Below are 9924 nucleotides of genomic sequence, written 5' to 3'. Positions count from 1 at the left end.
GCGGCGGTGTAGCCGGCGCCGCCGCCGAGCGCCGCCGCCAGCGCCTCGCCGGCCGCGACCGAGGCGCGCGAGTGCAGCGCCACGGTCCAGCCTTCGGCGGCCAGCCGCCGGGCCACCGCGGCGCCGATCCCCGAGGTCGATCCCGTCACCAGCGCCACCGGCTGGTCGGATGCGGTCATGATCCGTCTCCTCGCTCGTCCTTCCCCCCGGGCTACAGGAGGGCGCTGCGACGGTCGAGTCCTCGCCGAGCACAGGCGCTGCCCCTATAGTGCGCGCCATGATGCAGTCCGACGACATGATGGTGTTCGACCGGGCGCTGGTACGCCGGCGGCGCGACCGCGCCGCGCCGGGCCTGGCCGGGCACAATTTCCTGTTCGAGCACGTGGCGGCGATGCTGGCCGACCGGCTGCTCGACGTCACCCGCCGCTTCCCGGTGGCGCTGGACCTCGGCTGCCACGACGGCGCCGTGGCCCGGGCGCTGGCGGGGACGGACCGGATCGACACACTGGTCCAGGCCGACCTGTCCCCGACCCTGGCCCGCCTGGCAGCCGCGAACGGCCGGCCGACGCTGGCCTGCGACGAGGAGTTGCTGCCCTTCGGCGAGGGCACCCTGGACCTGGTGCTGAGCAACCTGTCGCTGCACTGGATCAACGACTTGCCGGGCGCGCTGCTGCAGATCCGCCGGGCGCTGCGGCCGGACGGGCTGTTCCTGGCGGCGATGCTGGGCGCCGGCACGCTGGCCGAACTGCGCACCGCCCTGGTCGAAGCGGAGACCGAGCTGATCGGCGGCGCCAGCGCGCGCCTGTCGCCCTTCGCCGATCTGCGCGACGCCGCCGGCCTGCTGCAGCGCGCCGGCTTCGCCCTGCCGGTCGCCGATGCCGAGACGGTGACGGTCAGCTACGACAACGCCTTCCGCCTGTTCGCCGACCTGCGCGGCATGGGCGAGACCAATGCCGGGCTGAACCGCAACCCGGCCCCGCCGCCGCGCGCTTTCTGGCCGACCGTCGCCGCCCGCTACGCCGAACGCTTCGCCGAGCCGGACGGCCGCATCCCGGCCAGCTTCGAGGTGCTGTTCCTGGTGGGCTGGGCGCCGCATGACAGCCAGCAGAAGCCGCGACCGCGCGGCAGCGCCAGCCGTTCCCTGGCCGAGGCTCTTGGCACGGTGGAGCGGCCGGTGCGGCAATGAGGCCGCTCAGCCCGGCGCGAGCTCCCGCTTCATGACGATGGCGTCGACCGTCGTGGTGCCGACCTTGTAGTAACCTTTGCGGCGACCCGCCTCGCGGAAACCGGCGGCGCGGTAGAGCGTCAGCGCCGCCGCATTGTCGATCGCCACCTCGAGGAACAGCGTCGCGGCACCGGCCGCCGCGCTACGCTCCATCAGCGCGTCGAGCAGCAGGCGCCCCTCGCCCCGGCGGCGGTGATCCGGCAGCAGCGCGATCGACAGCAGCTCCGCCTCGTCCGCCGCCACCCGGCCGAGGGCGTAGCCGGCCGGCACCCCGGCGTCGTCGAGGCCGATCAACGCGAACACGCCGGGACCGGCCAGCAGCTGCGCCAGCTGGTCCGGCGCCCAGGCCTCGCCGAAGGCGGATTCGTAGAGGGCCGAGAGGACCGCGGACTCGGCCGGGCCGGCCGGGACGATGTGCAGCGCGGTCACGGCTTCGGCTTCCGCTCCGCCAGCGGCACCGCGTCGGGCGGGCGGACATAGAGCGGCGGCGGCGGGCCCTCGCGCGCCTGGTCCGCACGCTCCTCGGCCAGCCGGGCCACGGTGGCGGGGTCGATCGCGACGGGGCCGGCGTGGTGCACATCCGCCCGTCCGGCCAGCGCCGGCAGCACCAGATGGGCGCCGTCACCCGCCAGGGCCAGGGGACCGGGCGGGATCAGCGCGACGAGATCGGCCGCAGGCAGGCACAACGGCTCGCCCAAGGGGGTTCCGGCGGTGTCGAACAGGCGTACGAAGGGCTCGCTCCGCCGCCCGTCCAGCGCCACCAGGACGGTGCCCGCCACGACCGGGCCGAGATCGGCCAGCACGGCGTCGAAGCTGGGGATGCCGACGATGGTCCTGCCGGCGCCGAGCGCCAGCCCACCGACCGCGGCCAGCCCGACCCGGAGCCCGGTGAAGGAGCCGGGGCCGGTGGTGACGCCGAACAGGTCGATCTCCCCGGGCGCGATTCCGGCCTCGGCCAGCACCTCCAGCACCAGCGGCATCAGCCGTACGGCATGGCCCTGGGCCATCGCTTCCGTCCGCGCCGCCAGCACTTGTCCGTCACGCCGCACCGCCGCGCCGCAGCCGGCGCCGGCCGCATCGAGGCCGAGCACGATCATGCGGCGGCTCCCATGCCGTGTGCGGGTGCGGCCGGTCTGTCGCGCATTGCTGTCCTCGGATCTATCATGGTGCTCGTAGACTCCCGGCGACCCGCCGAGCACACCATCTACCGCCCGACGGCCATGCTCACCACTCCGAACGGCGAAGGGCTGGACGGCCTTGCAGATTTATTAGATAATTCTACGCTAGATTAACTAATCTTAGGCAAACCAGCCATGGGAAGCACCGCGGTCCTGCCGGACATCGTCGATGGAAAGACGGCGGAACGCCTCGCCGAGGGCCAGGTTATCCAGGCTGCGACCATCCTCGGGCAGCCGGGCGGCTGGGCCGTCCGCATCCGCTACGGCAGCACGGAGCGCGTGATCGCAGCACAACGAACGCAGCATCCGCGGCTGTGGCGCAACCTGAACACCGCCGCCGCCTATGTCCGGGACACGCTCGGCGTGGCCCGCTTCGACGTCGATGCAACGGCACACGATCCCGGCGCGGTCGATCGCAGCCGTCCCGATACAGCGGAACGGCAGCGGCGCGCCCATGAAGCGGCCGAGCATGACCGCTGGTTCCGTGCCGAAGTGCAGAAGACCCTAGACGGGATCGCCGACGGCTCGGTCCGGTTGATCGAGGAGGAAGAGTGGCGGCGAATCGCCGAAGCCAAGCGGGCCGAGCTGCTGCGATCCATCGCCAAGCGGCCGAGCTGAGCTGGAATGCGGCTGCATCGCAGCGACAACTATCGTGCCGATCTCACCGGCATCGCCGAGCACATCGCCCAGAGCAATCCGGCTGCGGCGTTGGCGATGTGGGATACCATCGAAAGGAGGGTCGAACGGCTGGTCGACCATCCCCGATCCGGGCGCCCAGGCCGTGTCCCCGAGACCCGCGAACTGGTGGTCGCAGGCACGCCTTACATCGTCGTCCACCGTATCGGCCGCACCGTGGAATTGCTGCGCATCCTGCACGGCGCCCGCCAGTGGCCGCCCTGAGGGCTCACACGATCCGGCAGGCTTCCTCGAAGGCCAGGCGCGGGCGGCGGGGGAATTCCTTGCTGCGGTCGACATAGCCGATATCGACCAGGAGGCTGGAGCGCCAGCGGGTGCCCGAGAGGAAGGCGGCATCGACCTTGCCGCGGTCGAACTCGCCCACCAGCCAGCAGCCAAGGCCGAGGCCGCGCGCCGCCATGATCAGATAGGCCGCCTGCATCGCCGCGTCGCGATGCGCGGTCTCCTGCGCCAGCTCGGGCCGGGCGGCGAAGCGGATCGCCATCTCCGGCTCGTCCGGCAGCAGCTTCGGCAGATGCTCGTGGAAGGCCGAGTCATAGGCGACGATCGCGGTCACCGGCGCCTGCAACGTCGCGCCCAGCACCTCCGGGTCGACCGATGGCCGCAGCACCGCCTTGCCCTCCTCCGAGGTGACGAAGACGATCCGCGCCGGACAGGAATTGGCGCTGGTCGGCCCCCGCTTCATCAGATCGTAGACCGCACGGAGCGTCGCCTCCGGGATCGCCTCGTCGAGGAAGGCGCATCGGTTGCGCGCCTCCCGGAACAGCGTGTCGAGTGCGATCTTGTCGAGCGCCATGGCCATGTGCCGCAGAAAGTCTCAGCTCGCGGCAGGTAAGCCCAACCCGCGATCCGCGGCAAGCCGCGCGGAATCGAGCTCGACGAGATCGTTCCCGCGGATCATGGCCCGGACATCGCGGATATAGGCCGTTCCGCGGGTCGAATAGCGCAGGAGGGTCGACGCCAGATCATAGCCGTCAAGCTCCAGCCGCGCGGCTCGGAGCTCGGCGCGGCGGGCGCGGAAGCCGGCATAGGCCGGATGGGTGTTGAGGTTGCGGATATAGGAGGCGACGCCGTCGATCAGCCGGTCGAAGGCGGCATAGCGCGTCGCCGATCCCGCGGTCTGGCCGAACAGGGCATTGCGGCGCTGGGCGCTGTAGGAGGTGCCCCAGCCCGATTCCACCGCAGCCTGGGCCAGGGCCAGCGACGGCGGCACCACGTCGACCCGCAGCAGCAGCGCGTCGATGTCGCCGTCGGCCACCTCGTAGCGCTCGCTCAGCTCGGCCAGCCAGGCCCGCGATTCCGCCGAGGGTGCCAGCCCCAGATGCTGCAGCCCCTGCAGCGCCAGCAGCCGGTCGCGGTCATAGCGGATATCCTCGTTGACCCGCAGCACCAGCGGCAGCAGGGCGTTGAAGAACACATCCTTGCGCAGATCGGTCGAATCGAGCCGGCGCAGATCGCCCGGCATCGCCTCGACCAGCAGCCGCGGCACATCGGCCTCGCCGTCCCGCACATCGGCCAGGGCGTAGTCGGCGCTGTCGAAGATCTCGCTGAGCTTGCCGGCGCTGTCGACCTTGAGGACGAGGTCCGAGGTCTTGTCGATCGGAGGCACGGCCGAGGCCGGCGGCGCCAGCTCTTGCGGCGGCAGGGCGGCGACCTGAAGCTCGGGTTGATCGGTGGGGGCCGCCGGCTCAGCCAGGGCGGCAAGGGGCACGATCAGCAAAAGGCCGGCCAAGGCGGCGGCCGGTCGAAACACACGGAACTGCATGGACCTCGTTCTTGGTTGCGCCCGGACCAGCGACCCCGGGCGCCCCGCCTATCGGCACGACCGGGTCCGCGGACGCCTCTACAATCAGAGGCGCCGCCGGGGGGGAGCGCAGCCCGCCGTCAGGCGACGGCGCGCACCTCCGTCACTTCGGGGATGTAGTGGCGCAGCATGTTCTCGATGCCGGCCTTCAGCGTCATGGTCGAGCTGGGGCAGCCGGAGCAGGAGCCCTGCATGTGCAGGTACACCACGCCCTGGTCGTAGCCCTGGAAGACGATGTCGCCCCCGTCCTGGGCCACGGCGGGCCGGACGCGGGTGTCGATCAGCTCCCGGATCTGGGCGACGATCTCGGATTCCTCGGCCGACTGCGAGCCCTCCGCCGCCGCCTCGGCCAGGATGACCGGCCGACCCGCGGTGAAATGCTCCATGATCACGCCCAGGATCGAAGGCTTCAGCACGTACCAGTCGAGGGTGTCGGCCTTGCTCACGGTCACGAAATCGGTGCCGAGAAACACGCCGGTGACGCCCTCGATCTCGAACAGGCGCTGCGCCAGGGGCGACCGCGCCGCCGAGTCCGCCGACGGGAAGTTGGCGGTGCCCGCATCCATCACCGCGCGGCCCGGCAGGAACTTCAGGCTGGCCGGGTTGGGTGTCTGCTCGGTCTGGATGAACATGGACACGGTTCCTTCGATATGCCCGGCCTCGGGGCCGGACGCCGGCAGGGTGAAGACCGCGGCCCGGAAGATCAAGACGAAACCTGGCGCCACAGAGTCGCACGCCAATGGCCGCTGACCGTCCCGGACCGGTTACTTGCGCAACCTCACCGTCCCGACGAGGTCGGATAGGGACCGGTGATTAGGGCTGATTTGAGGCGGCGGGCCCGGTCATTCAAGATGTCGCAGGGCATGGCGGGCGATCTTCCACATCGCGGTCGGCAGCCCGGCCTCGCCCAGCTGGTCCGGCGATACCAGGATTCCGCCCTCCACCGGCGCCTTGAGGCGGCCGGCCGCCACCGTCAGCTCGAAGTCGAAATGGGTGAAGCCGTGCCGCACCAGACCGGGCAGCAGGCGCCAGCCGGTACCGCCCGGCGCCTCGGCCAGCACCGCGGCGAGGCCCGGCATCGGCTGCACGATCCAGGCGGAGGACGGGAACTCCATCATGCCGCCCAGCATGCCCTTGGGCGGCCGGCGGCGCAGCAGCACATGGCCGCGCCCATCGGTCAGCCAGAAGGCCACGGCCCGGCGGATCGGCTTCGGCGCCTTGGCCAGCTTGGCCGGCAGGTCCTCGGCGATGCCGCGCTTGCGGGCCCGGCAGGGGGCGGACCAGGGACACAGGATGCATTTCGGGCTGCGCGGCGTGCAGATGGTGGCGCCGAGATCCATCACGGCCTGCGCGTAGTCGCCCGGCCGCCGGCGCGGGGTCAGGGCCGTGGCATGGGTCTTCAGGATCGGCTTTGCCGGCGGCAGCGGCGTCTTGACCGCGAAGATCCGGGCCATCACCCGCTCGACATTGCCGTCCATCACCGCGGCCGGCCGGTCGAAGGCGATCGCCGCGATCGCCGCCGCGGTGTAGTCGCCGATCCCCGGCAGCTGCCGCAATTCCGTCTCCTCGGACGGGAACACTCCGCCATGGCGTTCCACCACCAGGATGGCGCAGCGATGCATGTTCCGGGCCCGGGCGTAGTAGCCGAGCCCCGCCCAGGCGCCCAGCACCTCCTCCACCGGCGCCGCGGCGAGGTCGGCCACGGTCGGCCAGCGCCGGGTGAAGTCGAGGAAATAGTCCTTCACCGCCGCCACGGTGGTCTGCTGCAGCATGATCTCGCTGAGCCAGACCCGGTACGGGTCCGCGCGTTTGCCCGGCAGGGCGCGCCACGGCAGGACGCGGCGGTGCCGGTCGTACCAGGCCAGCAGCGCCGGGGCGAAGTCGGCAGGGGCAAATTCGGCGGACGTGGCTGTATCGGGCATGGCTCGCGTTGCCGCTCGGGGGTGGGTTGGGCCACTATAGGGACCCGAGTCCCGCAATTCGATCATGCAGTCGCATCCCCGCCGATGACCTATCCCAGATCCATGGCCGCCCTGGTCCCCGCCCTTGCCCGCAAGGCGCTGGGCGGTGGGCGCAGCGCGATCGGCAGCCTGTTCGCCGATTGGCCGGCAGTGGTCGGTGATCACTGGGCCGACAAGGCGGTGCCGGAGAAGCTGAGCTTCCCGGCCGGCAAGCGCGACGGCGGCACCCTGGCGCTGCGGGTCGACCCGGCCGACGCCATCCTGCTGCAGCACGACCAGGACCGGCTGATCGAACGGATCAACGGCCATTTCGGCTATGCCGCGATCGTCCGGATCAAGCTGCTGCAGGCGCCGCTGGCCCGCCGCCCCGCGACACCGCGCCGCCGTTCCCTGACCCCGGCCGAAGAGGCGATGCTGGCGCAGCCGCTCGAATCGGTCGACGACCCCGAGTGGAAATCCCGACTTGCGGCCTTCGGCCGGGCGCTCTATGCCCGGACGCCACCGCGATGACGCTTGGGCACGAGGCCCGGACCCATGGAGACCATCGGATGCTGAAGACCCTGCTCGCCGGCCTGGCCCTGGCCGCCGCGACGTTCATGAGCGGATCGGCCTCGGCCCAGGATGCCGGGAAGGCCTGGGACCCGAAGATCACCGACACCGACTATGTGCTCGGCAAGGCCGATGCGCCGGTGACGATGCTGGAATTCGCCTCCTTCACCTGCCCGCACTGCGCCGCCTTCACCAACGACGTGCTGCCGCAGCTCGAGAAGGCCTATGTCGATAGCGGCAAGGTCAAGATCGTGTTCCGCCAGTTTCCGCTGAACGGGCTGGACCTGCGGGCCGGGATGATGGCGCGCTGCGCCCCGCGCGAGCAGTATTTCAACATCGCCAAGGTGCTGTTCCAGACCCAGCAGAGCTGGGCGACCGCCGGCGATCCGATCGGCGCCCTGGCGCAGATCGGCGGCATGGCCGGGCTGCCGAAGGACAAGTTTGACGCCTGCCTGGCCGACAACGCCGTCGCCGACGCCATCATCAAGCTGGGCCAGGAGGCGCAGGCCGACTACAAGGTCAACGCCACCCCGACCTTCGTGATCGAGGGCGAGAAGCTCGAGGGCGAGGCCAGCTTCGACACCTTCAAGGCGATCTTCGACCGGAAGCTCGCCGAGAAGGGCATCGCCACCAACTGACCGGAGCGCGCCACCGTGCATTTCGCCCGGCTCCGCCTGTCGGGCTTCAAATCCTTCGTCGATGCGACCGACGTGGCCATCGAGCCCGGCCTGACCGGCGTGGTTGGGCCGAATGGCTGCGGCAAGTCGAACCTGGTCGAGGCGCTGCGCTGGGCGATGGGCGAGAACTCCGCCCGGCGCATGCGCGGCCAGGAGATGGACGACGTCATCTTCGGCGGCACCACCGGCCGGGCCGCGAGAAACCTGGCCGAGGTGACGATCACGCTGGACAACAGCGACCGCACCGCGCCCGGCTGGGACCATGCCGACATCATCGAGATCGTCCGGCGGATCGAGCGCGGCACCGGCTCCGAATACCGGGTCAACGGCAAGCCGGTGCGCGCCCGCGACGTGCAGCTGCTGTTCCAGGACAACGCCTCCGGCCCCGCCTCGCCTGCCCTGGTCAGCCAGGGCCGCATCGCGGCCATGATCTCCGCCCGCCCGGCTGAACGGCGGCAGATCCTGGAGGAGGCGGCGGGCATCACCGGCCTGCACAGCCGGCGGCACGAGGCCGAGCTGCGGCTGCGCTCGGCCGACGAGAACCTGGTCCGCCTCGACGACGTGCTGGTGCAGCTCGACGCCCAGCTGGGCGGCCTGCGCAAGCAGGCCAGGCAGGCGGTGCGCTATCGCACCGTCTCGGAGCAGATCCGCCAGGTCGAGGCGACGCTGCTGCACCTGCAATGGAGTGCGGCCGGTACGGCCCTGGCCGAGGCCCGGCGCGCCTATGACGCCAATGAGCAGGTGGTGCGCGAGCGTATGATCGCGGCCACGCGCGGTACCACCGAGCAGGCCGAGGCCGCCGCCGCCCTGCCGGCCTTGCGCAAGGCCGATAGCGATTCAGCCACGGTCCTGCAACGGCTCCTGGTCGAGCGCGAGACGCTGGAGGCCGAGGCCGGCCGGCTGAGCCAGTCGATCCTCGACACCAACCGGCGGCTGGAGCAGGTGACGGGCGACCTGGTGCGCGAGCGCTCCCTGGGCGCCGACGCGGCCCAGGCCCTGGCCAAGCTGCAGGAGGAGCGCGAGCGGATCGAGCGCCAGAGCGCCGGCGAGGCCGATGCCGAGATCCATGCCCGTCAGGCGATCGACATGCAGCGTGGGGTCGTCGACGACCTGGACGGAAAGCTGACGGCGCTGACCGAGGCCGCTGCCGGCGACGAGGCCCGGCGCCAGAGCCTGGCCAAGCGCCAGCGCGAGCTGGAGGGCCGGCTGCTGGACCTCGCTCGCCGGCACGAGGACGCGCTGCGCCAGATCGCCCAGCTCGAGACCGAGCTGGCCGGCGCCGACGGTGCCGAGGCCGCCGCCCTGGTCCTGGCCGAGGCCGAGGCACGGCTGGAGGCGGCGCAGGATGCAGTCGAGACGGCGGAGAGCCGGCGCCTGGCCGCCGATTCGGCCTTTTCCGGCGCCCGCGAGACCGCCCAGTCGGCCGAAGGTGCCGCCACCCGGCTGAAGGCCGAGGCCGATGGGCTTCGGGCAGCGCTGGGCAGCGGCAAGGGCGACGCCACCCGGGCGCCGATCCTGGACCAGCTCAAGGTCGAGCCCGGCTGGGAGGCGGCGATGGGCGCCGCGCTCGGGGACGAGGGCTCGGTACCGGCCGACCGCTCGGCACCGCTGCACTGGACCGAGCTGCCCGGCTATGACGACACCGCGCCACTGCCGGCCGGGGCCGAGCCCCTGGCCGGCCATGTCACCGCCCCCGCGGCCCTGGCCCGCCGGCTGGCCCATATCGGCGTGGTCGCCGACACGGCGGCGGCCGAGGCGCTGCAGTCGGCGCTGCGGCCTGGCCAGGCGCTGGTGACCAGGGCCGGCGGGCGCTGGCGCTGGGATGGGCTGGTGG

At 71.7% G+C, this 9924-nt stretch carries 13 protein-coding genes; 6 read left to right on the top strand and 7 right to left on the bottom strand.

The window, feature by feature from the left end; all coding sequences use genetic code 11:
• Positions 1–179: SDR family NAD(P)-dependent oxidoreductase (locus AB4Z01_RS34785; RefSeq protein ID WP_441701231.1), on the bottom strand; the 179-nt coding region annotated here is incomplete at its 3' end.
• A gap of 98 nt (positions 180–277) precedes the next feature.
• Between AB4Z01_RS34785 and AB4Z01_RS34780 the strand changes: the two genes are divergently transcribed.
• Positions 278–1186, top strand: a complete 909-nt coding sequence (locus tag AB4Z01_RS34780) for a methyltransferase domain-containing protein (RefSeq protein WP_441701229.1) — start codon at positions 278–280, stop codon at positions 1184–1186.
• A gap of 6 nt (positions 1187–1192) precedes the next feature.
• On the opposite strand, the gene rimI is transcribed toward AB4Z01_RS34780, so the two are convergent.
• The gene (gene rimI, locus AB4Z01_RS34775; RefSeq protein WP_441701227.1) at positions 1193–1654 is read right to left on the bottom strand and encodes a ribosomal protein S18-alanine N-acetyltransferase; all 462 of its coding nucleotides are present in this window, start codon (positions 1652–1654) and stop codon (positions 1193–1195) included.
• A complete protein-coding gene (gene tsaB, locus AB4Z01_RS34770; protein WP_441701225.1) occupies positions 1651–2322 on the bottom strand; it encodes a tRNA (adenosine(37)-N6)-threonylcarbamoyltransferase complex dimerization subunit type 1 TsaB in 672 nt (223 codons plus the stop codon). The genes rimI and tsaB overlap by 4 nt, the downstream gene beginning before the upstream one ends.
• 216 nt (positions 2323–2538) lie before the next feature.
• Here tsaB and AB4Z01_RS34765 point away from each other — a divergent pair, with 216 nt between their 5' ends.
• The gene (locus AB4Z01_RS34765; protein WP_441701223.1) at positions 2539–3021 is read left to right on the top strand and encodes a hypothetical protein; all 483 of its coding nucleotides are present in this window, start codon (positions 2539–2541) and stop codon (positions 3019–3021) included.
• 6 nt (positions 3022–3027) lie between these two features.
• Positions 3028–3303 (top strand): type II toxin-antitoxin system RelE/ParE family toxin, encoded by a 276-nt coding sequence (locus tag AB4Z01_RS34760; RefSeq protein WP_441701221.1) that lies wholly within the window; start codon positions 3028–3030, stop codon positions 3301–3303.
• A gap of 4 nt (positions 3304–3307) precedes the next feature.
• Here the strand turns inward: AB4Z01_RS34760 and AB4Z01_RS34755 are convergent, their stop codons facing one another.
• The 4 genes from AB4Z01_RS34755 to mutY all read right to left on the bottom strand — a co-directional run bounded on the left by AB4Z01_RS34755 (position 3308) and on the right by mutY (position 6825).
• Entirely contained in the window at positions 3308–3895 is a 588-nt protein-coding gene (locus AB4Z01_RS34755; protein ID WP_441701219.1) for a malonic semialdehyde reductase, read from the bottom strand.
• Between the two features lie 21 nt (positions 3896–3916).
• Entirely contained in the window at positions 3917–4864 is a 948-nt protein-coding gene (locus tag AB4Z01_RS34750; protein ID WP_441701217.1) for a glucosaminidase domain-containing protein, read from the bottom strand.
• Positions 4865–4983: 119 nt separating this feature from the next.
• Positions 4984–5535, bottom strand: a complete 552-nt coding sequence (locus AB4Z01_RS34745; RefSeq protein ID WP_441701216.1) for a NifU family protein — start codon at positions 5533–5535, stop codon at positions 4984–4986.
• Between the two features lie 210 nt (positions 5536–5745).
• Positions 5746–6825: an A/G-specific adenine glycosylase gene (mutY, locus tag AB4Z01_RS34740; protein WP_441701214.1), complete on the bottom strand. Its 1080-nt coding sequence runs from the start codon at positions 6823–6825 to the stop codon at positions 5746–5748.
• Positions 6826–6909: 84 nt separating this feature from the next.
• Between mutY and AB4Z01_RS34735 the strand changes: the two genes are divergently transcribed.
• The 3 genes from AB4Z01_RS34735 to AB4Z01_RS34725 form a co-directional block, all read left to right on the top strand.
• Positions 6910–7374, top strand: coding sequence for a DUF721 domain-containing protein (locus AB4Z01_RS34735; RefSeq protein WP_441701212.1), 465 nt, complete (start codon positions 6910–6912; stop codon positions 7372–7374).
• A gap of 38 nt (positions 7375–7412) precedes the next feature.
• A complete protein-coding gene (locus AB4Z01_RS34730; protein ID WP_441701210.1) occupies positions 7413–8051 on the top strand; it encodes a DsbA family protein in 639 nt (212 codons plus the stop codon).
• Between the two features lie 15 nt (positions 8052–8066).
• On the top strand, positions 8067–9924 hold a 1858-nt coding region (locus tag AB4Z01_RS34725), incomplete at its 3' end, for a chromosome segregation SMC family protein (RefSeq protein WP_441701208.1).

Source organism: Inquilinus sp. YAF38 (genome assembly GCF_052113205.1).
Lineage (GTDB): Bacteria > Pseudomonadota > Alphaproteobacteria > DSM-16000 > Inquilinaceae > Inquilinus.
Note: the sequence above shows the minus strand (reverse complement) of the source record. Positions and strands in the feature narration are given on the sequence as shown.

Coding starts and splice junctions, on each gene's coding strand:
- AB4Z01_RS34750 (WP_441701217.1), bottom strand. CDS start 4,864: ATGCAGTTCCGTGTGTTTCGACCGGCCGCCGCCTTGGCCGGCCTTTTG.
- AB4Z01_RS34730 (WP_441701210.1), top strand. CDS start 7,413: ATGCTGAAGACCCTGCTCGCCGGCCTGGCCCTGGCCGCCGCGACGTTC.
- AB4Z01_RS34745 (WP_441701216.1), bottom strand. CDS start 5,535: ATGTTCATCCAGACCGAGCAGACACCCAACCCGGCCAGCCTGAAGTTC.
- AB4Z01_RS34735 (WP_441701212.1), top strand. CDS start 6,910: ATGACCTATCCCAGATCCATGGCCGCCCTGGTCCCCGCCCTTGCCCGC.
- AB4Z01_RS34755 (WP_441701219.1), bottom strand. CDS start 3,895: ATGGCGCTCGACAAGATCGCACTCGACACGCTGTTCCGGGAGGCGCGC.
- mutY (WP_441701214.1), bottom strand. CDS start 6,825: ATGCCCGATACAGCCACGTCCGCCGAATTTGCCCCTGCCGACTTCGCC.
- AB4Z01_RS34765 (WP_441701223.1), top strand. CDS start 2,539: ATGGGAAGCACCGCGGTCCTGCCGGACATCGTCGATGGAAAGACGGCG.
- AB4Z01_RS34780 (WP_441701229.1), top strand. CDS start 278: ATGATGCAGTCCGACGACATGATGGTGTTCGACCGGGCGCTGGTACGC.
- AB4Z01_RS34760 (WP_441701221.1), top strand. CDS start 3,028: ATGCGGCTGCATCGCAGCGACAACTATCGTGCCGATCTCACCGGCATC.
- tsaB (WP_441701225.1), bottom strand. CDS start 2,322: ATGATCGTGCTCGGCCTCGATGCGGCCGGCGCCGGCTGCGGCGCGGCG.